At 62.5% G+C, this 24924-nt stretch carries 23 protein-coding genes and 1 riboswitch; of the genes, 16 read left to right on the top strand and 7 right to left on the bottom strand.

Features of this window, described 5'->3' with window-relative positions; genetic code table 11:
* Positions 1-17: 17 nt before the first annotated feature.
* The gene (locus IB265_RS21770; RefSeq protein ID WP_057254875.1) at positions 18-1202 is read left to right on the top strand and encodes an MFS transporter; all 1185 of its coding nucleotides are present in this window, start codon (positions 18-20) and stop codon (positions 1200-1202) included.
* 187 nt (positions 1203-1389) lie between these two features.
* Positions 1390-2643 carry a flavodoxin-dependent (E)-4-hydroxy-3-methylbut-2-enyl-diphosphate synthase gene (gene ispG, locus IB265_RS21765; RefSeq protein ID WP_192495162.1) on the top strand — a complete coding sequence of 418 codons (1254 nt, stop codon included), beginning with the start codon at positions 1390-1392 and terminating at the stop codon, positions 2641-2643.
* Positions 2644-2769: 126 nt separating this feature from the next.
* Here the strand turns inward: ispG and hisC are convergent, their stop codons facing one another.
* A complete protein-coding gene (hisC, locus tag IB265_RS21760; protein WP_057254877.1) occupies positions 2770-3825 on the bottom strand; it encodes a histidinol-phosphate transaminase in 1056 nt (351 codons plus the stop codon).
* A gap of 4 nt (positions 3826-3829) precedes the next feature.
* Positions 3830-4744 carry a polyprenyl synthetase family protein gene (locus tag IB265_RS21755; protein WP_057254878.1) on the bottom strand — a complete coding sequence of 305 codons (915 nt, stop codon included), beginning with the start codon at positions 4742-4744 and terminating at the stop codon, positions 3830-3832.
* A 145-nt stretch (positions 4745-4889) separates the two neighbouring features.
* Between IB265_RS21755 and mtgA the strand changes: the two genes are divergently transcribed.
* The 5 genes from mtgA (at position 4890) to IB265_RS21730 (ending at position 8266) form a co-directional block, all read left to right on the top strand.
* Positions 4890-5663: a monofunctional biosynthetic peptidoglycan transglycosylase gene (gene mtgA / locus IB265_RS21750; RefSeq protein WP_082616167.1), complete on the top strand. Its 774-nt coding sequence runs from the start codon at positions 4890-4892 to the stop codon at positions 5661-5663.
* A 104-nt stretch (positions 5664-5767) separates the two neighbouring features.
* The gene (locus tag IB265_RS21745; protein WP_057254879.1) at positions 5768-6502 is read left to right on the top strand and encodes a DUF1868 domain-containing protein; all 735 of its coding nucleotides are present in this window, start codon (positions 5768-5770) and stop codon (positions 6500-6502) included.
* 21 nt (positions 6503-6523) lie between these two features.
* The gene (locus IB265_RS21740) at positions 6524-7171 is read left to right on the top strand and encodes a glutathione S-transferase family protein (protein WP_057254880.1); all 648 of its coding nucleotides are present in this window, start codon (positions 6524-6526) and stop codon (positions 7169-7171) included.
* Between the two features lie 157 nt (positions 7172-7328).
* Positions 7329-7514: a 50S ribosomal protein L32 gene (rpmF, locus tag IB265_RS21735; protein ID WP_057254881.1), complete on the top strand. Its 186-nt coding sequence runs from the start codon at positions 7329-7331 to the stop codon at positions 7512-7514.
* A 350-nt stretch (positions 7515-7864) separates the two neighbouring features.
* On the top strand, positions 7865-8266 hold the full coding sequence (locus tag IB265_RS21730) for a hypothetical protein (protein ID WP_057254882.1): 402 nt from the start codon (positions 7865-7867) through the stop codon (positions 8264-8266).
* A 203-nt stretch (positions 8267-8469) separates the two neighbouring features.
* Here the strand turns inward: IB265_RS21730 and phaR are convergent, their stop codons facing one another.
* The gene (gene phaR / locus IB265_RS21725) at positions 8470-9048 is read right to left on the bottom strand and encodes a polyhydroxyalkanoate synthesis repressor PhaR (protein ID WP_057254883.1); all 579 of its coding nucleotides are present in this window, start codon (positions 9046-9048) and stop codon (positions 8470-8472) included.
* Between the two features lie 224 nt (positions 9049-9272).
* Here phaR and IB265_RS21720 point away from each other — a divergent pair, with 224 nt between their 5' ends.
* The 8 genes from IB265_RS21720 to IB265_RS21685 all read left to right on the top strand — a co-directional run bounded on the left by IB265_RS21720 (position 9273) and on the right by IB265_RS21685 (position 18499).
* The gene (locus IB265_RS21720) at positions 9273-10454 is read left to right on the top strand and encodes an acetyl-CoA C-acetyltransferase (RefSeq protein ID WP_057254884.1); all 1182 of its coding nucleotides are present in this window, start codon (positions 9273-9275) and stop codon (positions 10452-10454) included.
* A 13-nt stretch (positions 10455-10467) separates the two neighbouring features.
* Positions 10468-10827 carry a hypothetical protein gene (locus IB265_RS21715; protein WP_057254885.1) on the top strand — a complete coding sequence of 120 codons (360 nt, stop codon included), beginning with the start codon at positions 10468-10470 and terminating at the stop codon, positions 10825-10827.
* Between the two features lie 17 nt (positions 10828-10844).
* Positions 10845-11570: a beta-ketoacyl-ACP reductase gene (locus tag IB265_RS21710; RefSeq protein ID WP_057254886.1), complete on the top strand. Its 726-nt coding sequence runs from the start codon at positions 10845-10847 to the stop codon at positions 11568-11570.
* A gap of 663 nt (positions 11571-12233) precedes the next feature.
* Entirely contained in the window at positions 12234-15272 is a 3039-nt protein-coding gene (locus IB265_RS21705) for a helicase-related protein (RefSeq protein WP_057255085.1), read from the top strand.
* 8 nt (positions 15273-15280) lie between these two features.
* Positions 15281-15694, top strand: a complete 414-nt coding sequence (locus tag IB265_RS21700) for an RNA-binding S4 domain-containing protein (RefSeq protein ID WP_057254887.1) — start codon at positions 15281-15283, stop codon at positions 15692-15694.
* Positions 15695-15897: 203 nt separating this feature from the next.
* A complete protein-coding gene (gene fdxA, locus IB265_RS21695) occupies positions 15898-16236 on the top strand; it encodes a ferredoxin FdxA (protein WP_057254888.1) in 339 nt (112 codons plus the stop codon).
* Between the two features lie 411 nt (positions 16237-16647).
* Positions 16648-17217 (top strand): CarD family transcriptional regulator, encoded by a 570-nt coding sequence (locus IB265_RS21690; protein WP_034802893.1) that lies wholly within the window; start codon positions 16648-16650, stop codon positions 17215-17217.
* Between the two features lie 415 nt (positions 17218-17632).
* Positions 17633-18499 (top strand): RNA polymerase factor sigma-32, encoded by an 867-nt coding sequence (locus IB265_RS21685; protein ID WP_057254889.1) that lies wholly within the window; start codon positions 17633-17635, stop codon positions 18497-18499.
* Positions 18500-18928: 429 nt separating this feature from the next.
* On the opposite strand, the gene IB265_RS21680 is transcribed toward IB265_RS21685, so the two are convergent.
* From IB265_RS21680 to thiB, 4 genes are all read right to left on the bottom strand, one after another.
* The gene (locus IB265_RS21680) at positions 18929-20440 is read right to left on the bottom strand and encodes a M48 family metalloprotease (RefSeq protein ID WP_057254890.1); all 1512 of its coding nucleotides are present in this window, start codon (positions 20438-20440) and stop codon (positions 18929-18931) included.
* A 303-nt stretch (positions 20441-20743) separates the two neighbouring features.
* Positions 20744-21463 (bottom strand): thiamine ABC transporter ATP-binding protein, encoded by a 720-nt coding sequence (gene thiQ / locus IB265_RS21675; RefSeq protein WP_057254891.1) that lies wholly within the window; start codon positions 21461-21463, stop codon positions 20744-20746.
* On the bottom strand, positions 21460-23088 hold the full coding sequence (gene thiP / locus IB265_RS21670; RefSeq protein ID WP_256436665.1) for a thiamine/thiamine pyrophosphate ABC transporter permease ThiP: 1629 nt from the start codon (positions 23086-23088) through the stop codon (positions 21460-21462). The genes thiQ and thiP overlap by 4 nt, the downstream gene beginning before the upstream one ends.
* 7 nt (positions 23089-23095) lie before the next feature.
* On the bottom strand, positions 23096-24124 hold the full coding sequence (gene thiB / locus IB265_RS21665; protein ID WP_057254892.1) for a thiamine ABC transporter substrate binding subunit: 1029 nt from the start codon (positions 24122-24124) through the stop codon (positions 23096-23098).
* 49 nt (positions 24125-24173) lie between these two features.
* A riboswitch (TPP riboswitch) is annotated at positions 24174-24292 on the bottom strand.
* A 145-nt stretch (positions 24293-24437) separates the two neighbouring features.
* On the opposite strand from thiB, the gene IB265_RS21660 reads away from it, so the two are divergent.
* Entirely contained in the window at positions 24438-24923 is a 486-nt protein-coding gene (locus tag IB265_RS21660; protein ID WP_057254893.1) for a GNAT family N-acetyltransferase, read from the top strand.
* The last annotated feature ends 1 nt before the right edge of the window (position 24924 follow it).

The raw sequence follows: 24924 nt of genomic DNA, 5'->3' as shown, positions 1-24924 counted from the left end.
GGCACAGAGGCAATACCATGGACCAACGTTCTCCCACTGCAACCGTCCGCCAGGGCTATATGACCCGCAACCGGCTGGCGGTTTCCCTGCTCTTTCTGATGAATGGCTTCGTCACCGGCAGCTGGGCGCCGAAGATCCCCGAGTTCAAGGACCGGCTCGGCATCAGCGAAAGCGTACTCGGCCTCCTGATCCTGATGTTTGGCATCGGCTCCCTGGTGCTGATGCCGATTGCCGGCGGCTATATCGCCCGCGTCGGTTCGCAGAAGGTGGTCAAGGTCACAGCCATCATCCTGTCGCCGCTGCTTCTGCTTTTGACATTGGTGCCAAACGTCTGGGCGGCAGCGATCGGCATGTTCGTGCTCGGCGGTTTCGTCGGCGCGATGGATGTCGCCATGAACGCCAATGCGGTCGAGGTCGAGAAATCGATGCGGCGGGCAATCATGTCCTCCTGCCACGCCTATTGGAGCCTCGGCGGCCTGATCGGCGCCGGCATCGGCGGATTCCTCATGGCGCGCGTCGGCGTGCTGCCGCATGTCTTCGTCGTCACCGTGATCTGCCTGACGTTGATTGCGATTGCCTGGCCGATGATCCTTGCCGACAAGCCACATCCGGCCGCCGCCAAGGAAAAGCTCCGCCTGCCGATGACGCCGCTACCCTGGCTGATCGGCATCATGGCGCTGTTTTCGATGGTGCCGGAGGGCACGGTGCTCGATTGGGGCGCGCTCTACCTGCGCAACGAGCTTGGTGCCTCGGTGGAACTGTCCGGCTTCGGCTTTGCCGCTTTCTCCGCCACCATGGCGACCATGCGCTTTGCTGGCGACCTCGTGCGCGACCGCTTCGGTGCCAAGAAGACGCTGCGCATCTGCACGGTCACCGCGCTCATCGGCATGATCATCGCGGGCACGGCGCCGAATGCCTATATCGCCATCCTCGGCTTTGCGATTGCCGGCGTCGGCATCTCCAACATGGTGCCGATCGCCTTTTCGGCGGCCGGCAACATGCCGGGCCTGCAGCCTGGCATCGGCCTTTCGGTCGCGACCTTCATGGGCTATTCGGGAATGCTGTTTGCGCCATCGGTGATCGGCTTCGTCGCCGAGCATACGGGCTTTGCCATCGTCTTTGCCTCGGTGCCGGTGCTGTTCATCGTGGTGCTGATGCTGTCGCATCATGCTCATCATGCCGACCACGCAAAGGGACACTGATGCCGGCCGCCTGCCATCAAATCGCCGTCAGGGCATGATGTCGCCGTTGACAACGGTGCTTTCCTCATCCACCTGATGGACGAAAAGCAAGAGCGGGACGGCAGAAGTCCATGCGGTTTCCGCCCGCATCCCGCGCTGAAACGATGAGACCAGGTCACTGGCGTGACCTGGGGACCAAGAGGCCTTTATGTCTGCCGCCTTCGATTTTGATCCGCAGCCCCGCCGTGCGTCCGTCGCCGTCGATGTCGGCGGGGTCATAGTGGGCGGTGGCGCGCCGGTGGTCGTCCAGTCGATGACCAACACCGATACCGCTGATATCGACGGAACGGTGGCGCAGGTTGCCGCCCTTCACAAGGCCGGCTCGGAACTGGTGCGCATCACCGTCGACCGCGACGAGAGTGCCGCCGCCGTGCCGAAGATCCGCGAGCGGCTCGAGCGCCTCGGTCTGGACGTGCCGCTCGTCGGCGACTTCCACTATATCGGCCACAAGCTGCTCGCCGATCATCCGGCCTGCGCCGAAGCGCTCGCCAAGTACCGCATCAACCCGGGCAATGTCGGCTTCAAGGACAAGAAGGACAAGCAGTTCGCCGAGATCGTCGAAATGGCGATCCGCTACGACAAGTCGGTGCGCATCGGCGTCAATTGGGGCTCGCTCGACCAGGAACTGCTGACGCGGCTGATGGACGAGAACCAGGCGAACGGCTTTCCGCTGACGGCCCAGCAGGTGACGCGCGAGACCATCGTGCAGTCGGCGCTCTTGTCGGCGGATCTCGCAGAAGAGATCGGCCTGCCACGCAACCGCATCATTCTCTCCGCCAAGGTTTCGGGTGTCCAGGACCTGATCGCCGTCTACGCCATGCTGTCGGCACGCTCCGACCATGCGCTGCATCTCGGGCTGACGGAAGCCGGCATGGGCACCAAGGGCATCGTCGCCTCCTCGGCCTCGCTCGGCATCCTGATGCAGCAGGGCATCGGCGACACGATCCGCATTTCGCTAACGCCGGAGCCCGGTGGCGACCGCACCCGCGAGGTGCAGGTGGCGCAGGAACTGCTACAGGTCATGGGCTTCCGCCAGTTCATTCCGGTGGTTGCAGCGTGTCCCGGCTGCGGGCGCACGACGTCCACCGTGTTCCAGGAGCTCGCGCAGAAGATCCAGGACGACATCCGCCGCAACATGCCGGTCTGGCGCGAGAAATATCCCGGTGTCGAAGGCCTGAAGGTCGCGGTGATGGGCTGCATCGTCAACGGCCCGGGCGAAAGCAAACATGCGGACATCGGCATCTCGCTTCCGGGCACCGGTGAAATGCCGGCCGCCCCAGTTTTCGTTGACGGCCAGAAGGCGATGACCCTGCGCGGCCCGAACATCGCCGCGGACTTCGAGACGCTGGTTTCCGATTATATCGAGAAGCGTTATGGCCGCGGCCAGGCGGCTGCCGAATAGGCGGTTTCTTCCGGGCAGTTCCAAGCGACGTACAAGGCTCCTGCCGCCCGGAAGCGCGCGGCTTGGGGCCTATCGCCGCGACGTCAGCCCGCTCTCAGGTGGAATCACTCGAAGCGGAAAGACGCTCTAGAGGATCTCGTCCAGCGCTTCGATCAGTCGCGCGCATTCCTGATCGGTGCCGATCGTGATGCGCAGGAAATCGGAAATGCGGGGCTTGGCGAAATGGCGGACCAGCACGGCCCGCTCGCGCAGCGCCTTCATCAATGCCTCGCCGTCATGGCCCGGATGCCGGGCGAACACAAAGTTGGCCTGAGATGGCAATACCTCGAAGCCGCGTTGAGTGAGGTCCGCCGCAAGCAGTTCGCGGGAGTCGATGATTTTTGCGCGCGTTTCCTCGAACCAGGCCTCGTCCTCGATCGCGGCGATGGCGCCTGCTTGCGCCGGACGGCCGAGCGGATAGGAGTTGAAGCTGTCCTTCACCCGCTCCAGCGCCTCGATCAGCGGCCGCTGGCCGATGGCGAAGCCGACACGAAGGCCTGCAAGCGCGCGCGACTTGGAGAAGGTCTGGACGACCAGCAGGTTCTCGTATTTCGAAACGAGTTCTGCTGCCGACTGGCCGCCGAAGTCGACATAGGCCTCGTCGATGACGACGGGCTGGTCCGGGTGGCTTGCGACGAGCCGCTCGATTTCGGCGAGCGGCAGGCCGATGCCTGTCGGAGCGTTCGGGTTCGGCAGGATGATCGCGCCGCAGGGGCGATCATAGTCGGCGATGTCGATCTCGAAGGCGTCGTTGAGCGGGACCTCGACCGTGTCGATCTCGAAGAGCCGCGCGTAGGTCGAATAGAAGCTGTAGGAAATATCCGGATAGAGCAGCGGCGAGTCGTGCTTCAGGAGGCCGGCGAAGATATGGGCCAGCACCTCGTCCGAGCCGTTGCCGACGAAGACTTCCTCCGCCGTCACGCCATAGCGCGCGGCGATCGCCTGGCGAAGCTTGAGCGCCAGCGGGTCGGGATAAAGGCGGAGATCGCTGCTTGCTGCAGCGCCGATCGCGTCGAGCACTTTTTGCGAGGGACCGTAGGGGCATTCGTTGGTGTTAAGCTTCACCAGATTGGCGATGCGCGGCTGCTCGCCCGGCACATAGGGCTTGAGCTTCGAGACGATCGGCGACCAGTATTTGCTCACGGGGCTAATTCCTGCGGTTGGCGACGAAGCGGGCGGTTTCGATGAGGATGGCCGAGCGCTCACCATAGGGCGCGAGCAGGGATTCGGCTTCTGCGACCAGTTGCTCCAGCCGCTCCTCTGCCCAGGCCTGGCCGTGCAGCGCGACCAGCGTGCCTTTGCCGCGGGCGGCGTCCTTGCCGGTCGCCTTGCCCATGGTCTCCGCGTCAGCAGTGAGGTCGAGCAGGTCGTCAGCGAGCTGGAAGGCAAGGCCGATCTTTTCGCCGAAGTGGCGAAGCCGGGCGCGGTCGTCTTTCGATGCGGCAGCGACGATGGCGCCCGCTTCGCAGGCGAAGCGGATGAGGGCGCCGGTTTTCATGGCCTGCAGCGTCACGATGCCGGCCTCGTCGGGCGGCGACTTCTCTGCTGCCAGATCGAGCGCCTGTCCGCCGGCCATGCCACCGTGGCCGGCGGCGCGTCCGAGCGCCAGGATCAGCTCCACTTTCTGGCCGTCCGTCAGCAGCGTTTCGGGGGCCGCGATGATGTCGAAGGCGAAGGTCAGCAGGCTGTCGCCGGCGAGGATCGCGGTTGCCTCGTCGAAGGCCTTGTGCACCGTCGGCTGGCCGCGGCGGATATCGTCGTCGTCCATCGCCGGCAGGTCGTCATGGACGAGGGAATAGCAATGGACGCATTCGAGCGCCGCCCCGACGCGCAAGGATGCATCCAAGCTGCCGCCGAGAAGATCCGCACATTCGATCACCAGAAAGGGGCGCAGCCGCTTGCCGCCGTTCAGCACGCCGTGCCGCATGGCCGCGAGCAGGTTTGCTGGTCGCGCAATCTCGTCGACCGCCGTCGCCGAGCCGAGCAGGCGCTCGAGCAGAGCTTCGACGGCGCGGGCATTGCCGGTGAGGCGGCGGGTGAAGGGCGATGTGTCCTGGCTCATGCGCGCTCTTTGGCACGGGCGAAGAGGGCTTTCAACGGGGATTCGTGTCGCAGCGGCGCGCTTTCCCTGGGACAGCCGCCTGGGCGCCTTGCCTTTTACCAGAAAGCCCGTTCAACTTTGCCGGACCATACACTAAGAGAAGCGGATGGACAGCGAGGTGAACAGTCAGGCCGTGAACGTCGTTCCGGAAGCGCGCGAGGAGGGCGAAGTGCCTTCCAGTCGCTGGTCTTCGCTTCGCCGGACGTTGCGCAAGAAACGCCGCCAGATCATCCTGGCTGTCCTGGGTTTCGTTGCCCTGCCCTATGTGCTGATCGTTCTCTATCTCGTCGAGTTCGTCCACCCGGTCTCCACCTTGATGCTGCGCGATCTCGTTCTGCTTCGCGGCTACGACCGCCAATGGGTCGATTTCGAGAACATCTCGCCGGTGCTCGTTCAATCGGTGATGATGTCGGAGGACGGTCAGTTCTGCGCCCATGACGGCGTCGACTGGGGCCAGATGCGCGGCGTGGTCGAGGATGCGCTTGAAGGGGAATCGACCCGTGGCGCCAGCACCATCCCGATGCAGACGGTCAAGAACCTCTACCTCTGGAACGGCCGCTCCTTCCTGCGCAAGGGCATGGAGCTGCCGCTGGCGGTCGCTGCCGATTTCGTCTGGAGCAAGCGGCGGATGATGGAGATCTATTTGAACGTCGCCGAATGGGGTGATGGGATCTACGGTATCGAGGCGGCGGCCCGCCACCATTTCGGCGTTTCCGCGGCGAAGCTCTCGCGCCGGCAGGCCGCACTGCTTGCGGTTTCGCTGCCCAACCCGAAAGAGCGCAATGCCGGCAAACCCGGCCGTGGGCTCAAGCGTCTGGCGAATTTGATCGAGCGTCGCGCCAGCCGCTCCGGCGGCTACATCACCTGCCTTTATGATTGAGATCAGACCTTTTCATTGGATGCGGTTGCCGGGGGATGTCATCCTGGCTTCGTAGAGTTCTGCCATCTGGGCCCTCTCTCCATTCAAAAGGCCCGATCGCTCCCATGACCTCGATTTCCCCTTCGCTTCTCGCCTTTGGCCGCAACGCGGACACCATTCCGCCGAAGCATATCGGAACCCGCTACGCCACGGACGGCCGCTTCCTGCGTGAGCCGGGCAACACGGTCGTCTCCCACGTCACCGCCGGATCGCCGTCCGAGACGGCCGTGCTTGCCGTGCGCGAGCGTCTGATGGCGATGCCCGAGGCGGGGCAGTTCGCCTTCACGCATCCGTCCAGCCTGCACATGACGATCTTCCAGGGCATCATCGAATATCGTCGCAGGCTACCCTATTGGCCCGTCGATATGGCGCTCGATACACCGATCGATGTGATGACCGAACACTACTGTGCGCGGCTGAGGCACTTTGCGCCGTTGCAGCCCTTCCGTGCCCGCGTGACCGAGATCACGCCAACCGGTCTCGCGCTTGAAGGCGACAGCGTCGCCGATCGGGCTTGCCTCAAGGCCTGGCGCGATGCTTTCGCCGAAGTCTTCGGCTATCGCCATCCTGATCATGACGACTATGCGTTTCACATCACCTTCGCCTATGTCATCGACTGGCTCGATGACGCGGCACTGCCGCGCTGGCAGGAAATGTTGAGCGAACAACTCGCCTGCCTCAGGGAGCGGGCGCCGGTGATCGAGCTCGATCCGCCGGCCTTCTGCTCGTTCGAGGACATGAACCATTTCGAGGAACTGATCGTTTTCTCGGACAGATCAGCAATCACGGCCAGCAATTAAGGCCAGCATCAAGGAATGTAGATGACCGGACTTACCCTTTACGTCGGCAACAAGAACTATTCGTCCTGGTCGATGCGGCCCTGGATGGCGATGACCGCCGCGGGCATCGCCTTCGAGGACGTGGTCATTCCCTTCGATTTCGCGGCCGGCAATCCTGATATCCGCGCGATCTCGCCGACCGGAAAGGTGCCGCTGCTGCGCCACGGCGATCTGCTCGTCTGGGAATCGCTGGCGATCATCGAATATGTCGCCGAGCTCTTTCCCGACGCCGGGCTTTGGCCGTCCGATCGCCAGGCCCGCGCCCGGGCCCGCAGCTATTCCATGGAGATGCTCTCCGGTTTCAGGGCGCTGCGCGGTGCCTGCCCGATGAACATCCGCCGGGAGAGGCGGGCGCTTCAGGTGGATGCCGACGTTCGCGCTGATGTCGTGCGCATCGAGCAGATCTGGAAGGAGGCGCTTGCCCACTCCGGCGGGCCGTTCCTCTTCGGATCCTTCAGCGCGGCCGATGCAATGTACGCGCCTGTGGTCAACCGCTTCGACGTCTACGATCTCGTTGCGGATCAAGAAACGCTCGGCTACATGCAACGGGTGAAGGCACATTTCGCTTTCCGGAAGTGGGAAGAGGCTGCCCGCGCCGAGCCGTGGGTCGTTCCCGATGACGAGGTCTGAATCGGCGCCGCCAGATCTTGAGTCGAAAAATTGCGGCTGGGGACTGGTCAAACAGCAGTTGCCCATGTATAAGCGCGCCAAATTTCCGTGATTGACATCTGTTTAACACGGCCATTTCGGCTGCTGAACAGTGTTTGCCCGATAAGTGGAGAATGAAATGGCTGTACCTAAAAGAAAAACGAGCCCGTCCAAGCGTGGCATGCGCCGTTCCGCTGACGCTCTCAAGACGCCGACCTACGTCGAAGACAAGAACTCCGGCGAACTGCGTCGCCCGCACCACATCGACCTGAAGACCGGCATGTACCGTGGCCGTCAGGTTCTGACCCCGAAGGAAAACGCATAAGCGTTTCCGTTCGTGGAATGGTTCAAAGGGCTGGCTCTGCCGGCCCTTTTGTTTTGCGTCTGACATTTTCTCGCTTGGACCCTGTGTTATCCGCAGGAGCTAGAGCATCACGCGCCAAGGTGAAGTCACTGGAAGCGGAGAGATGCTCTAGACCCTAAGTGCTGGAGCGTCCTTGGTGCGTTCATGCGAACGCACAGCGCTCTACAGCGCCGCGCGTCTTATCAGACGCGCAAAGGTCGCTGTAGCACTTTGAATTGCTGCATGTTTTTGTCCTTTAACCGGCTACGATTAAAGGAAACATGCAGTAGGCCTGAAGACGCCGCAAGACGCGGCAAAGGAGTTCGCGCCCGATGCTCGCTGCCGTTCCGCTGCTGATCCTGCCGTTCGTTGTCTACAATCTCGCGATGATCGGAATGTTCGGCGGTATTGCCGGCTTGAACGCCGAGATGCTGTCGCTGTCCATGCTGTCGGGCGCGACCTGGACGATGCGCTTCGGCGACCTCCTGATCGTCGTCGCACTGCTGTTGCTCTTCGTCGAATTGCTGAAGGCGACCCGCACGAGCACGCGTGCGCTGATGGATCACCTGTTGTCGATGATTCTGTTCATCGCCTTCCTGATCGAATTCCTGCTGCTGGCGCCGGCGGCAACCCAGCTCTTCTTCATCCTGATGACGATCAGCTTCATCGACGTCATCGCCGGCTTCGCCGTCTCGATGCGCTCGGCCGGACGGGACGTGTCGATCGGCCTTTAAAGCCTGTAGCGCAAAAGTGCGCAGCGGTTTTGCGACAACGACATGCGAAATATCAAGAACTTAAAGCGCAAGGCGCGAATCTGAAAGATCGCGACGCGCTTTAGGTCACGATCGATCCCGGGGCGTTGGCCCAATTCAAAACATGGTTTGCTGGACGGGAATTGGGCGGGTGACTCACACCCGCCTTTGCAAGGAGAATGCGCTCAGCCGAGATTGTCGAGCTTGGTCTGGAGCGCGCGAAGCTGTTCCTTGAGCTCGTCGATATCCTTGGCTTCGGCCTTCTTGGTTTCCTTCACCGGCGGGGCGGTGATGAACGGCGAGAACATCTGCATCGCCTGATGGAACATCTCGGTATTGCGGCGGACCTGCTCTTCGACAAGTTGCAGCGGAACCTGCAGGTTCTTGCCGAGCGGCGTGTCACCGAAGGCCTTGTTGATCTGCTCGCGCATCTGCGACTGCTGCTCGGTGAAAGCCTGCATCGAATGCTCGAGATAGCTCGGCACCACCATCTGCATCTGGTCGCCGTAGAACGAGATCAGCTGGCGCAGGAAGGAGATCGGCAGCAGCGTGTTGCCGGTCTTGGACTCCTGCTCGAAGATGATCTGCGTCAGCACGGAATGGGTGATGTCCTCTCCGGACTTTGCGTCCTGGACGATGAAATCGTCGCCCTTCTTCACCATGACAGCCAGGTCGTCGAGCGTGACATAGGTGCTGGTCCCGGTGTTGTAGAGCCGCCGGTTCGCATATTTTTTTATAACGATCTGGCCTTCGTGCTTCGCCATCAGGGTCTCCTCTCACCCATCATCCCGTCTTTATTGCGTTTTTCAGAGTATCCGCAAAAGAGCGCCGCTGACAATGTCTTTGTGCGTTGCGGCGACGCAAGTGCGAAATCTTGCGGTTGCGTCTTGGGTGACGGTTTTGTGGCACCGCATCAAGGCGTTTGACTTGCGCCGCGCGCTTTGCCAGTCTGCTTCCATTAGGCAAGAAAGATCTGAGGAAACGTCCCATGAGCAATCCCTCCATCGTGATCGCCAGCGCCGCCCGTACCGCGGTCGGATCCTTCAACGGTGCATTCGCCAACACACCGGCGCACGAACTCGGCGCCGCCGTCATCAAGGGCGTGCTCGAGCGCGCAGGCGTCGAGGCAGGCGAGGTCGACGAGGTGATCCTCGGCCAGGTCCTGCAGGCCGGCGAGGGCCAGAACCCGGCGCGTCAGGCGGCGATGAAGGCGGGTCTTCCGCAGGAGAAAACCGCCTGGGGCATGAACCAGCTCTGCGGTTCCGGTCTTCGTGCCGTGGCGCTCGGCATGCAGCAGATTGCAACCGGTGATGCGGATATCATCGTCGCCGGCGGCATGGAGTCCATGTCGATGGCGCCGCATTGCTCGCATCTTCGCGGCGGCGTGAAGATGGGCGATTTCAAGATGATCGACACGATGATCAAGGACGGTCTGACCGACGCCTTCTACGGCTATCACATGGGCATCACTGCCGAAAACGTCGCCCGCCAGTGGCAGCTCAGCCGTGAAGAGCAGGATACTTTCGCGCTCGCCTCGCAGAACAAGGCCGAAGCGGCCCAGAAGGCCGGGCGGTTCGCCGACGAGATCATTCCCTTCATCGTCAAAGGCCGCAAGGGCGACGTCACCGTCGACCAGGACGAATATATCCGCCATGGCGCAACGCTCGACCAGATGACGAAGCTGCGTCCGGCCTTCGACAAGGAAGGCACGGTCACCGCCGGCAACGCCTCCGGCCTCAATGACGGCGCCGCGGCCACTCTGCTGATGACCGAAGCGCAGGCTTCCAAGCGCGGCATCCAGCCGCTCGCCCGTATCGTTTCCTGGGCAACGGCCGGCGTCGATCCGCAGGTCATGGGCACCGGCCCGATCCCGGCTTCGCGCAAGGCGTTGGCGAAAGCCGGCTGGGCGATCGGCGACGTCGAACTGGTCGAGGCCAACGAGGCTTTCGCGGCACAGGCCTGCGCGGTCAACAAGGACCTCGGCTGGGATCCGTCGATCGTCAACGTCAATGGCGGCGCGATCGCCATCGGCCATCCGATCGGCGCTTCCGGCGCCCGCGTGCTCAACACGCTGCTCTTCGAAATGAAGCGCCGCGGCGTTTCCAAGGGGCTTGCAACGCTCTGCATCGGCGGCGGCATGGGCGTCGCCATGTGCGTCGAACGGCTCTAATCGGTTTGGCGGCATGAACAGCGCCAGGTGGGTTCCGTTTTCCCTTCTTCTGGCCGGTTCGCCGATCGTTTCCGCACATGCCAATCCCGCGCCTCTCGACGAGGCGCGGTTGGTTCAGTGCATGCTGGAACATACGACCTCGGACGACGAGGCCGTTTTCAAGGACATGATGGTTGCGGCCCCGAACGATGACAGTGGCGCTTTGAAAGCGTCGCTCGTTCAGCTCTCCAGTCTGATGATGAACCTCGCGCTCACCAAGTGCGAGGTGGGTATGTCTATGCTCGCGACGCCTCAGTTCCAGGCTGCCGCCGAGCTCTACGGACGACAGGTCGGCGAAAAGCTGATGAAGAAGGCCTTTGAGAAACTGAACTGATCAAGTGGGAGGCGTGCATGAGCAGGGTAGCATTGGTCACAGGTGGGTCGCGCGGCATCGGCGCGGCAATCTCCGTCGCACTCAAGAATGCCGGCTACAAGGTGGCCGCAAACTATGCCGGCAATGACGAAAAGGCTGAGGCCTTCAAGCAGGAAACCGGCATCCCCGTCTACAAGTGGGATGTTTCCAGCTATCAGTCCTGCGCCGAAGGCATCGCCAAGGTCGAGGCCGATCTCGGCCCGGTCGAAGTGCTGGTCAACAATGCGGGCATCACCCGCGACGCGATGTTCCACAAGATGACGCCCGAGCAATGGGGCGAGGTGGTCGGCACCAACCTCACCGGTCTCTTCAACATGACGCATCCGATCTGGTCCGCCATGCGCGACCGCGGTTTCGGCCGCGTCATCAACATCTCGTCGATCAACGGCCAGAAGGGCCAGATGGGCCAGGCCAACTATTCGGCGGCCAAAGCCGGTGATCTCGGCTTCACCAAGGCGCTTGCCCAGGAAGGTGCGGCGAAGGGGATCACGGTCAACGCCATCTGCCCGGGTTATATCGGCACGGAAATGGTGCGGGCGGTGCCGGAGAAAGTGCTGAACGAGCGGATCATCCCGCAGATCCCGGTTGGCCGCCTCGGCGAGCCGGAAGAAATCGCCCGCTGCGTTGTGTTCCTGGCCTCCGACGACGCCGGCTTCATCACCGGCTCGACGATTTCGGCGAATGGCGGACAGTTCTTCGTCTGACCTTTTGATCTCATCATTGCTTTGAACGGCGCCCTTCGGGGCGCCGTCTTTGTGTAGGGCGGAGAGAAGAGACGCCTGTTGCCCCGGCATTTGAATCCCGAAATCGCGCACGTGAATCTGCTGCCGGCGCGCGGCGCAGACACTATATCTTGTGGAGAACAAAAGCGGAATGATGCCCGTACCACGAGTCGCCATCGGATCCTCCCGTATTGGTCGAGGGTGCTCGGTGCGATTCTCATTCTCTCTGCCCAGCGAATCTCCGATGAATTTCGTTAAAAATTTTCTAGGCTTTCCAGAGTCTTGGATTCGGAATCCTTTGACCTGTCTGGCAATGGGACAGCCAGGATTGAGGCGAGTCGTGGGCTCTAACACACGCGCGCGGCGTCAGATTCAGCATGTGGTGCAACGTTTGGTGTTGAAATCTATATGTAGTCGTGAACATACAGTGAATCGCGATGAGTCTTCGATTCGTCGCCGATTCGTTCCATGGCTGTTCCCGTTCTCGATTGCGCCAACCACAACAGGTGGTGCAATGGGCTGAGAGACGCCGAACGATGGTTTTAGTTGTCGGCGCCCCTTGCGTTTGGCTCGGTGCGTGGGCATGTGTTTGCCGCCAGCGTGAAAAGACGCTGTCGTAATTTCTGAATGCCCGGGATCGATGACGTGTCCGTTCACCCCATGATCCTGAGCGGCCGCGGCGTAACCGCGGTGCTCGGGCCAACCAATACCGGCAAGACGCACTACGCGATCGAGCGCATGATCGCGCATGACAGCGGCGTCATAGGCCTGCCGCTGCGCCTCCTGGCGCGCGAGGTCTATACGCGCCTGGTCGAAAGGGTCGGCCATCACAATGTCGCGCTGATCACTGGCGAGGAGAAGATTACTCCGCATCGCGCCCGCTATTCGGTCTGCACCGTCGAAGCGATGCCGAGGGAGACGACCGCGTCCTTCGTGGCGATCGACGAAGTGCAGCTTGCAGGCGATCTCGAGCGCGGTCACATCTTCACCGACCGGATCCTGCATCTGAGGGGGCGTGGCGAGACGCTGCTTCTGGGGGCTGCAACGATGCGGCCGATCCTGGAGCACCTCCTGCCCGGCATTACCGTCGTCGAGCGGCCGCGCATGTCGCAACTGCTCTATGCCGGTTCGAAGAAAATCACCCGCCTGCCGCATCGCTCGGCGATCGTCGCCTTCTCGGCCGACGAAGTCTATGCGATCGCCGAACTGATCCGTCGCCAGCGCGGCGGCGCCGCCGTCGTGCTCGGCGCGCTTTCGCCGCGCACGCGCAATGCGCAGGTGGCGCTCTATCAGGAAGGCGACGTCGAATACATGGTGGCGACCGACGCGATCGGCATGGGTCTCAACCTCGACGTCGATCACGTCGCCTTCGCGCAGGACCGCAAGTTCGACGGCTACCAGTTTCGCAACCTGAACCCGGCGGAACTGGCGCAGGTCGCCGGGCGCGCCGGGCGACATCTGCGTGACGGAACGTTCGGCGTCACGGGTCGCGTCGATCCTTTCGACAACGAGCTCGTTCATCGCATCGAGTCGCACGAGTTCGATGCGGTCAAGGTGCTGCAATGGCGCTCGAAGGCGTTCGACTATTCCTCGCTTACCGCCTTGAAGAAGAGCCTCGATGCCGCGCCGAAAGTTCCCGGCCTTGCCCGGGCGCTACCTGCGGTAGACCAGCAGGCGTTCGAGCATCTGGCCCGCTACCCGGAGGTCGTCGACATTACGACCAATGCCGAGCGCGTCGAAAAATTATGGGAAGCCTGCGCGCTGCCGGACTATCGGCGCATCACGCCCGCCCAGCACGCCGATCTGATCTCGACGATCTACGCGGATCTCGTTCGCCGGGGTACGGTGAACGAGGACTTCATGGCCGAACAGGTCAGGCGTGCCGATCACACCGACGGTGAGATCGACACACTTTCGGCGCGAATCGCGCAGATCAGAACCTGGACCTATGTGTCGAACCGGCCGGGATGGCTGGCCGATCCGACACACTGGCAAGAAAAGACGCGGGAAATTGAAGATCGATTATCCGACGCACTACATGAACGGTTGACGAAACGCTTTGTTGATCGCAGGACATCTGTGCTCATGAAGCGCCTGAGAGAGAATGCTATGCTGGAAGCTGAAATCAGTGTGAATGGTGATGTCTTCGTCGAAGGACACCACGTAGGACAACTAACCGGTTTCCGGTTTACGCTGGCGACCGGCGGCGACGGCCCGGATGCCAAGGCCGTGCAGGGCGCTGCCCAGAAGGCGCTGGCGCTCGAGTTCGAGGCGCGGGCCGCACGTCTGCACGCCTCGGGCAACAACGACCTGGCGCTTTCGTCGGATGGTCTCGTGCGCTGGCTCGGCGATCCCGTCGCCCGTCTGGCAGCGAGCGACCATGTCATGCGTCCGCGCGTCATCCTGCTTGCCGACGATCAGCTGCAGGCGAACGCCCGCGAGCATGTCGTGGCGCGCATCGAGCGTTTCGTGAACCATCACATCGGTACGGTGCTGAAGCCGCTCGACGATATCTCGCGCGCTGAAGACCTCGAAGGCCTCGCCAAGGGCCTTGCCTTCCAGCTCGTCGAGAACCTCGGCGTGCTCTTCCGCCGCGATGTCGCCGACGACGTGAAGTCGCTGGACCAGGACGGTCGCGCTTCGATCCGCAAATACGGCGTGCGCTTCGGCGCGTATCACATCTTCCTTCCGGCACTCTTGAAGCCGGCTCCGGCCGAGCTGATCACGCTGCTCTGGGCGCTGAAGAACGACGGTCTCGACAAGCCCGGCTATGGTGACCTCATCCCGATGCTCGCTGCCGGCCGTACGTCGGTCGTCACCGATCCATCCTTCGAGCGCACCTTCTACAAGCTTGCCGGCTTCCGCTTCCTCGGAAAGCGCGCCGTGCGCATCGACATCCTCGAGCGCCTGGCCGATCTCATCCGGCCGCTGCTGCAGTGGAAGCCCGGTGCACAGCCGCGTCCTGAAGGCGCCTATGACGGCCGTCGTTTCACCGCCACCACCTCGATGCTTTCGATCCTCGGCGCAACGCCTGATGATATGGAAGAGATCCTGAAGGGCCTTGGCTATCGGGCCGACAGCGTCAAGGCCGAGGAGGCTGCGGCCTTCCTCGCCAGCCAGGACGGTGCGCCCGCCTCTGCTGCCGCCGCCTCCGAGCCGGTTGCCGCCGTCGATGACGCGGACGCTGCTGACAGCGCGACGGATGCCGAGACCGCAGCCATTGAGGCACCTGCCGCCGAGGCCGAGAACGCTGAGGGCAAAGTCGCCACCAGCGACGTGCAACCAGCCGAAGCTCAAGTCGCCGAGACCGGAGAACCGGTCGAAGCCAAGCCCGTGCTGCTGTGGCGTCCCGGCACCCGCCAGGATAACCAGCGCCAGGGCGGCGGTCGCCACCAGGGCGACCAGCGTCGCGGCGGCCAGCGCCATGGCCAAGGCCAAGGGCAGAGCGAGGGACGTGAGGGCGGACGCAAGGGCGGCCAGCCGGTGCGCGGCAAGCGCCATGACGGCGGCAAGTCGGAAGGCGGTCCGCGCCAGGACCGTGGTGATCGTCATGATCGTCACGACCGCGGCGGCAAGCCCGGCCAGGGCAAGTTCGAGGCGCGCCCGCCGCGTCGCGAGAAGCCGGTGGATCCGGATTCGCCCTTCGCCAAGCTCGCGGCGCTCAAGGAGCAGATGAAGAAGTAAGGCAGGTCATGGAAAAACAGCCCACGTCCAACCCGGCATCGCGCCAGCGTCTCGACAAGTGGCTGTTTTTCACGCGGCTGATCAAATCGCGCTCGCTTGCGCAAAAAGCGATCGAGGACGGCCGCGTGGCCGTCAACGAGCAGCGCGTGACGCAGTCGTCGTTTCAGGTCAAGACGGGGGACCTGCTTGAGCTCGTCCTCGACCGCCGCAGCGTGACCGTGCGCGTGCTTGCTCCAGGGGAACGACGTGGCCCCTACGAGGAAGCGCGGCTTCTTTATGATGATCTCACGCCGGAATTGCCTAAGGAGAAACTCTCGGCATTTGATCTCGCCACACGCGACCGTGGGGCGGGACGCCCGACCAAGAAAGAGCGGCGGGATACCGATCGGCTAAAACCCGATTTCGATCCGCGCGAGGATTAGAAAACTCTGCCTTTGCCGCGGCGTTTCGCGCATTGAATATTCTTGCAAAGGGTCCATAAAGCCTTTACCTGACAGACCCACGTTGGGTGCATCGGTCTTGCTTCGGCAGCTATGCGCGCCGGACATTCCTAGCATGCGCGGACGATGAGCATCACCATTGATTGCCGTCTGCCATCAAACGTGAGCATTGGCTGGAGTACCTCATGACGTATGTCGTGACCGACAATTGCATTCGCTGCAAGTATATGGACTGTGTCGAAGTCTGCCCCGTGGACTGCTTCTATGAGGGCGAGAATTTCCTCGTCATCCATCCCGACGAGTGCATCGATTGCGGCGTTTGCGAGCCGGAATGTCCTGCCGAGGCGATCAAGCCGGACACCGAGCCGGGCCTTGATATGTGGTTGAAAGTGAACGCTGATTTTGCCACGAAGTGGCCGAACGTCACGGTCAAGCGCGACCCGATGCCGGAAGCCAAGGAGATGGACGGCGTCGAAGGCAAGTACGAGAAGTTCTTCTCCGCCGAGCCGGGACAGGGCGACTGAGACGGACGATCTCTATCGTTCGTCGAGGCTGACGCAGCGAGCGCGACCCAGCGCGCCAAACCTGGGGAAAAACACGCACTGCGCTCGCAGGTGCGAGAATGGTGGCTTGATGGCTGCCATGCAGCAAATTATTGATTTCGGCACTTTTTTGTGATAGGTTCCTTCTACTGATCCACAGAGGGTGTTTTTGCGCGCCCGAAAACCATCACGAAAGCAAACGATCTCCAAAAGGCGGTTTCTCCCTATTACGCAACATGGCTTTGCTCTGTTGCGACCGCATTTCATGAGGCTGTTTGCGTTCCGTGGACGGACCAGGATGTACCCACCCGGCGGTATCCCCGTCTATCCCGGGCCTCACTGACCCGGCCCCGGCCAGAATGGCCGGCGCGAAACAGGGAGTTTTTGAAACGAATGACGACCCAGCAGAAAAAATCTTCGACACGCCAGGGCTTCAAGACCGGTGAATCGATCGTCTATCCGGCCCACGGCGTTGGCCAGATCGTGGCGATCGAAGAGCAGGAAGTCGCGGGCATGAAGCTTGAGCTTTTTGTCATCGATTTCGAGAAGGACAAGATGCGGTTGAAGGTGCCGGTGGCCAAGGCTGTCAGCATCGGCATGCGCAAGCTGTCTGAAACCGATTTCGTCGATCGTGCGTTGAAGGTTGTGCAGGGCAAGGCTCGCGTGAAGCGCACCATGTGGTCGCGCCGCGCCCAGGAATACGATGCCAAGATCAACTCCGGCGACCTGATTTCCATCGCGGAAGTCGTTCGCGATCTCTATCGCGCCGAAAACCAGCCGGAACAGTCCTATTCCGAACGCCAGCTCTATGAAGCTGCCCTCGACCGCATGGCGCGCGAAATCGCTGCCGTGAACAAAATGTCGGAGACCGAAGCTGTGCGCCTCGTCGAGGCAAACCTCAGCAAGGGCCCGAAGCGCGGCAAGGCGATCGACGAAGACGACGCCCAGGACGAAGCAGCATAAGCTTCCAACCCGCAGTGAGACTGCAAAAAAGCCCGGCCATCGCGCCGGGCTTTTTCTTTGATCTGATGGAACTTTTGCCCGCCACGCGCATTTACATTAGCCGGCAGGAACGCGCCGCTTTCGCGCCGGGCGATCTTGGTTCTGTGATCCGTCACCGTTCAGGTTCGTGATTTTGAAGTTAGGGCGCCGCGTCGTTTCTTCAAGTTCGGCGCCGGGGCTCTTGAGCGGGGAAGGAAAAGATCATGCGGTTTTCCGCGCCCATCCCGCTCTGACTTAAAGGAACCGATCACGATGATTTGGATCGATCCGATCCAAATCATCGTGATCTAGACGCCCCTGCTGCCGGACGCGCCATCTGTCCGGCCTTTTAGACTTCACACGCAATGGCGCCCGGGCGCCAGTCACGGAGTGATCGATGAAGACTCTCACTGCAGACCGGCGGATGATCAAGATCGCAATGGAGGCGCCCTATCTCGAGCGCGACGAGGAGCACGCGCTGGCACAGGCCTGGCGGAACGACCATGATCAGGAAGCCCGCAACAAGATCGCCATGTCGCATATGCGGCTCGTGATCTCGATGGCAGCGAAGTTCCGCAACTTCGGCCTGCCCATGGGCGACTTGGTGCAGGAAGGCCATATCGGCCTCCTGGAAGCGGCGGCCCGCTTCGAACCCAGCCGTGAGGTCAGGTTTTCGACCTATGCGACCTGGTGGATCCGGGCATCGATGCAGGACTATGTCCTGCGCAATTGGTCGATCGTCAGGGGCGGCACGAGTTCGGCTCAGAAGGCGCTGTTCTTCAATCTGCGGCGGTTGCGTGCACGTCTGGCGCAAGGCGACAGGCAACTTACATCGCAGGCTATGCATGAGGAAATTGCCGCGGCGCTCGGCGTCAGCATCGCCGATGTGCAGACCATGGATGCGCGGCTTTCCGGCAGCGACACTTCCTTGCAGGCCCCCGTTGGCGGCGCCGATTCCGATGGCGGCGAGCGGCTGGATTTCCTGGCCAGCGATGCGCCGCTTCCGGACGAACAGGTCAGCGACATGATCGACGGCGAGCGGGCCCGTGTGTGGCTCCGCGATGCGCTGGGTGCCTTGACCGAAAGGGAGATGCGGATCATCCGTGCACGACGACTGTCGGAGGACGGTGCGACGCTGGAAGAGCTCGGCCTCGATCTCGGCATTTCCAAGGAACGGGTGCGACAGATCGAAACTCGGGCGCTCGAAAAGCTCAGAGTGGCGCTCGCGACCAAAGCGCCGGCCCTGACTGCGGGCATTCACTAAAGCTTGTCGCGCAAAAGTGCGCAGCGGTTTTGTGATAACGACCTGCGAAATGTCGAGCGCTTAAAGCGCAAGGAGTGAATCTGAAAGATCGCGACGCGCTTTAGAGCAATTCCAGGAAAAGTGCGAAACGGTTTTCCGTCCGGAATTGCGCAATTTCAAACAGTTGGAGCAATTCGCTGTTTTAATGAAACAGTGAAATGCTCTAGCCGTGCATGTTTTCTTTGGCCGTAGCCGGTCAAAGGACAAAACCATGCAGCACTTCAAAGTGCCTTTGCGTGTCTGACAGGACGCGCGGCGCTGTAGGCCTCAGGGGCATAGTCGTACGGGCTTGGACCTCAATCCGAGGCACTGCCCTGTGTTCGAACATCGAGGTCTGGCGCAGCAGCGAAGGCCGGAGCCTTCAGCAGCATATGCGCCTTGGTGCCGTGCTTACTCGGAAACGATCTTGACCTTGTCGCCCGGCTTCACTGTCGAGGTGACCTGCATCGCATTGATCACCCGGAACAGGTCCAGCTTGCGATCCGTCCCCATCATGCGGGCGGAAAGCGTTGCGATCGTCTCGCCGGGCCTTACCGTTACGACGCGGATGCGCAGAGGCTTCAGCGATTGGGCCTCGCCCTGCGTCATGCGGCGGAACGAGCTGCGCAGCTGGTTCGCTGTCGGCTCGAGCGCGTTCGAACCCTTGGGAACGGCGGTCAGGAAGCGGTAGATGCGGGTGTCGATGCGGATGACCGTGACATCGAAATCCCAGCGATCGGCCGAGGCACGCGCGGTCGCGGCTTCCAGACCGTTGATGTTGATCGGCCTGATCGTGTCGGGCTGCAGGCCGGTGACCCAGCCGCTGGCGATATAGTCGGTCAGGCTGCGACCGCCCGTATCCGCCACGCCGTCGAAGCGCACAGCGATGTCACCGGGCCCGGTCGCAAGGACCGCTTCTGCCTTGTTGTCGATCTGGAAGCCGGTCGGCACGTCGAAACGGATTCCGAGCTGGCCGTGCAGGAAGGTCTGGCCGCGGACATAGCCTTCCTGGGGGCTGTCGCCGTAGAGCAGGCCGTCGATACCGGCGAGGTAATAGTCGCGGCCGCGATCGCCGCTGGTGCCCTCCGGCCCGAAGGCGCGGGCATGCCGGCGCGCAAGGTCCACACGCTGCGGTGCATTCGGGTGGCTCGACAGGAAGTCGAGGCTCTGGTCGGATTCCGGATCGACGGCGGTAAAGCGGCTATAGGCTGCCATCGAGTCCAGGAAGCGTGCGGCGGCGTAAGGATCGTAGCCGGCTTCGCCGAGCATGCGCACACCGATGACGTCGGCCTGGAGCTCCTGGTTGCGCGAGAAGGCCGCAAGCCGCAGCTTGCCGCGGGCGAGCGCCTGCTTGCCGGCGAGATCGGACGACAGCACCTCGGAGACCACGCGGCTGGCGATGACTTCCGCTTCCTCGCGTTGCTGACGTTCGATGCCGTGGTTGGCGGTGACGTGCGCCATCTCGTGCGAGAGTACGGCGGCGACTTCGGAGGCATCATTGGCAAGGGCCAGCAGGCCGCGGGTGACATAGAGATAGCCGCCCGGCAGTGCAAAGGCGTTGATCGCCGGCGAATTGAGGATGGTGATGCGGTAGGACTGCTGCGGGTTCTCCGAGACGGCGGTCAGCGCTCCGGCGATGCGGGCGACCAGCCGTTCGGTCTTCGCGTCCTTGTATTCGCCGCCATAGCTTGCGACGATGCGCGGATGTTCGCGTGCGCCCATCTTCGCGCGCGGATCGTTCTTCTGGACCTCGTCGACAATCTGCGGATTGGACGAGGGCGAAACTGTCGGCTCGTAGGATTGCTCGATCACCGACTGGCATGCGGAGAGAAGCGCGGTCGCGATCAGTGCAACCACGGCGCGTGCACGCAGCCGTCCGCGTTTCGGCGGGAACCGGTCGTGTGTGACTGTATGCCTCTCCATGCCTCAGCCCGTTTCCCGTCTGTCGCTCCACCCGCATGCAGCGGGGCAATGGAACGACAGCGTTGAAAGTCCTACTTTTTCAGTCCGGCAGCGTTGCTCCGCCGCGACTGTTCAGCCCTGGTCTTGCTGTATCTGATTTCAGCGCCACCTGCCTAGTTTGTCTCGGTAGAAATAGTTGCCCCGTGGTATCACGGCAACGGATGCGCGAATATTCGCGCTCCCGGCCGGATATTTCGCGCGTCGCACGGCGCCGCGGTCAAATTGTGGCGATCGGCTGAGGGCGAGGAGAAACCGGCCCCACCGTCACGCGTTGCCAAGAAAGCGGTCGATTGCCGCATTGTCGCGCCGCTCCAGGAAGCGGTCGAGCGTATCGTGTGCAATGATACGCCCCTGGTCGAGAAAAAGCACGCTATCGGCCAACGCCTTCACGTCTTCGGGATGGTGCGTGATCATCAGAATGGTGTTGCCTTCTTCCGCGTGCAGTTCGCCAAGAAGCGTGCGCATGCCGGTGCGCATCCCGGGGTCGAGGGCCGCAAATGGTTCATCCAGCAACAGGAGGGGGCGGTGCCGCACAAGTGCGCGGGCGAGCGCGACCCGCTGGCGTTCGCCGCCGGAAAGCGTAGGCGGCAGCCTTCGTCCGAAGCCTTCAAGCCCAACGCGGCGAAGCGCGTCCTCGATCCTCTTCCGATCTTCGTCCGTCAGGCGAAGTGCCGGGTCGATACCGAGGCCGACATTGGTCGCGACATCGAGATGGGCGAAGAGATTGTTGTCCTGGAAGATCATCGAGACCGGACGCTCCGAAGGTGCCTGGTTGGCAGCGTTCTGGCCGAGGACACGGATCTCGCCGTGGTCGGCATCTTCAAAGCCTGCGATGAGGTGAAAGAGCGTCGACTTGCCGGAACCGGAGGCGCCGGCAACGGCGACGATGCCGCCGGCAGCGATAGTGCAATCGAAGTGCAGCGTGGTCGTTTCGAAACGAATCTCGACATTGCGCAGTTCTATGGCAGCGTTGGGCTCGGTCATGCTTTGCGTCCTTCCCGCCGGCGGACGTCTTCCGTTGTGCCGAGGATGGTGAAGATCAGGCAGAGAAGCCCGAGGAAGAGGGCGAGGCCGGCCGCATCGGCGGTGCGGTAGCTGCCCATGCGGCTATAGAGCAGCCAGGGAAGCGTCACCATGTCCTGCGAGCCGAACAGGGCGACGGCGCCGAGATCGCCGAGCGATAGCGCCATGGCGAAGGAGAGCGCCATCAGCAGTGGCCTTCGGAGCGCCGGAAGGTCGATCCATCGCAGGCGATGAAAACCGCGGATGCCGAGGCTCGCTGTCAGCCGCTCGGAACGCGCCGCGTGCGTCGCCATGGCCGGCGCCAGGATGCGGTGGACGAAAGGAAGCGCCATCAGGGCGTTGATTGCCACGACGATGGCAGGCGCAAAGCGCGCGACATCGCCGAAGGGGCGAAGGAGCAGAAACCAGCCGGCGCCGAGCACGACAGGCGGCACCAGCAGGATCAGCGAGGTACTGGCGCCGATCGCACCGGCAAGGCCGTGTGCCGGCGCGCCCGCATGGCGTGGCGCGGTGACCGTCGCCGCGGCGCGGATCATCACGGCCGCCATGGCGACGGAGGCGAGTGCCGAGGCGAGCGCGATCGCCGCACTCGTCATCAGTGCCCGGTGCACGCTCGGATCGCGCGCGAGCTTCAGAAGATCGGCCTGCAGGCCGGAGACGACCACCGCAATCAACGGGGCGATGAGGAAGAGCAATGCCAGGATGATCCAGGCGCCATCGTTGAACAGCGCCGCTGTCGTTGTGCCATCGAAGCGTCGAACGGTTCGGCCGCCGGTCATGCCCTCTTCCGGATCCGTTGCCAGACGTCTGAGGATGAGAAGCAGGACGCCGGTCATGGCGATCTGCAGGCCGGACAGCGCGATGGCGCGTGGCGGATCGAAATCGAAGCGCAGCGCCTGATAGATCGCGACCTCGATGGTGCTGGCAGCGGGCCCGCCGCCAAGCGTCAGCACGAGCGTGAAGCTGGTGGCGCAGAGCATGAAGACGAGGCCGGCCGCGCCTGGCAACAGGCCGCGCAGGACGGGCCATTCGATGAAGCGGAAGAGCGCTCGGGAGGGCATGCCGAGATTGGCAGCGCTGCGCCAGTATTCGGCGGGAATGCGCTCGAGGCCGGCCAGGAACAGGCGCGCCGCAAGCGGCATGTTGAAGAAGACATGGGCAAGCAGGATGCCGAACAGGCCATAGATGCTGATCGGTTGCTCGAGGCCGAGCCAGCGCAGGCCGGAATTGAGGAAGCCCTGGCGTCCCCAGATCTCGATCAGCCCGAGTGCGCCGACGAGAACGGGCAGGCCGAGCGGCAGCGCCATCAGCCGCAACAGCCAGATCCGGCCGAAGAAACGCGGCCGCCGCGCCAGCGCCCGCGCCACCGGTATCGCGAAGAGCACGGATAGCAGAGTGGAAAGGCTTGCCTGCAGCAGCGTGAAGCGGGTGACGCGCCAGATATAGGCGTCGAACAGAGTGCCTTCGTCCGTGCCGCCGGTTTGGGCGAGCAAGGCGGCGATCGCCAGGCCGACGAAGAGCAGGAAGGCGCCGAGGCAAATCGCCCCGGCGACAACAGTCATGCGGTTTTCGCGAAGTGCGAACAATCCGGCCTCAGTTCTTGCTCATGGCAGCAAGCCACTCGTCGATCCAGGCCTTGCGGTTCTTCGCGACCTCTTCCGATGGCAGCAGGAAGGTCTTCTCCGGGTTGACCAGCTTGTTGAAGGCGTCCGGCAGCGGCTCCTTGGTTGCTGCGACCGGCATCATCCAGTTGGTTGTCGGAATGATCGACTGGAATTCCGGACCGGTCATGAACGCGAGGAACTGCTTTGCCAGTTCCGGCTCCTTGGCACTCTTGGTCATGCCGGCGACTTCGATCTGGATGTAGTGACCTTCCGAGAAGGTGGCCGCCTGGTAGCGCTCGGTGTTCTCAGCGACCATGTGGTAGGCGGGCGAGGTGGTGTAGGAGAGCACCATCGGCGCTTCGCCCTTGGTGAAGAGGCCATAGGCTTCCGACCAGCCGGGGGTGACGGTCAGAACACGGTCCTTGAGCTTCGCCCAGGCAGCACCCGCCTCGTCGCCATAGACCGCCTTGACCCAAAGCAGCAATCCGAGGCCCGGCGTCGAGGTGCGCGGGTCCTCGATGACGATCTTCTGCGACGCGTCGCCTTCGACCAGTTCCTTGAGGCTCTTCGGCGGTGTCTTCAGGGTCTCGGTGTCGTAGACGACGGCGAAATGGCCGTAGTCATAGGGCAGGAAGGTGTCGTCGGAGAAGTTGCCGGGCACCTTCAGGTCCTTCGCTTCGATGCCATGCGGTGCGAAGAAGCCCGTTGCCTTTGCTTCCGCCACGAGGTTGGTGTCGAGACCGAGCACGATGTCGGCCTTCGAGGCAGCACCCTCGAGCTTTAGGCGCGTCAAGAGTTCGACGCCATCGGCAACACCGACATAGTTGACCTTACATTCGCAGGTCTTTTCGAAGGCTTCCGCCACCTTGGCGCCCGGCCCCCATTCGGTGATGAAGCTTTCATAGGTGTAGACGGTCAGCGTCTTGTCGGCAGCGGCGGCATAACCGGTGAAAACAAGGCTTGCGCTTGCGGCCAGCGCTAGCCGGCTAAGTATTTTGAGCTGTGATGAATTGAACATGCGAAGCACCTCTCCCAAAGTTCGTTGTTGCACGGGAAAAGGGCGTATCGGTGCGATCGCGTCTAATCCCTCCGCCGGTATGAGCCGGATCAGGTTCCGCGGGTTGGCGTTTTGACGCCTCTCAGCCTCCGGCCGCCATGCGGTCGGGAGGCACCCCGTTAGAGCGGCAAGAGATTTACCGCTGCGGCGGCTCCATGGCAAGCGGTGTTTGGAATGGGCGACGCATGGGGCGAGCCCATTTTCTGTCGGGCGTTTTCGCCAACCGGCAACTGCGCTATGACACCATCACGCTTGGCCGCAAGGAGGAAATCCCATGCCAGATATGCTAGTTCGACTTTATGCCCTTCCGGCAGAGCCCCAGTCGCGGCTTGGTTCAGGCATCAGCATCCGTCGCGCCATGGCGCCGGAACGCCGTCTGGTGGTCTCCTGGATCGAAAAGACGTTTGGCGCCGGCTGGGCAGGCGAAGCGGAAGCTGCCTTCTCCTCGACCCCGACACGCATGCACGTCGCGGTGCACGACGAAAAGATCGTCGGCTTTGCCTGCCACGACGTGACAGCGCTCGGCTTCTTCGGCCCAACCGGCGTCGATGAAGGTATGCGTGGGCAGGGCATCGGCGAGGCGCTGCTGCTTGCAAGCCTGACGGCGATGCGCGAGGCGGGCTACGGCTATGCGGTCATCGGTGGCGTCGGTCCGGCGAAGTTCTACGAGCGCGTGGCCGGCGCGATCGAAATTCCCGATTCAACACCCGGGATCTATGCCGGCATGCTATTCCCGGAACCGGTGCCGGAAGGACACTGAC

It is taken from the genome of Ensifer sp. ENS10 (assembly GCF_014852025.1).
Classification (GTDB): Bacteria; Pseudomonadota; Alphaproteobacteria; order Rhizobiales; family Rhizobiaceae; genus Ensifer.
This window is presented reverse-complemented; position numbering and strand designations above follow the sequence as displayed.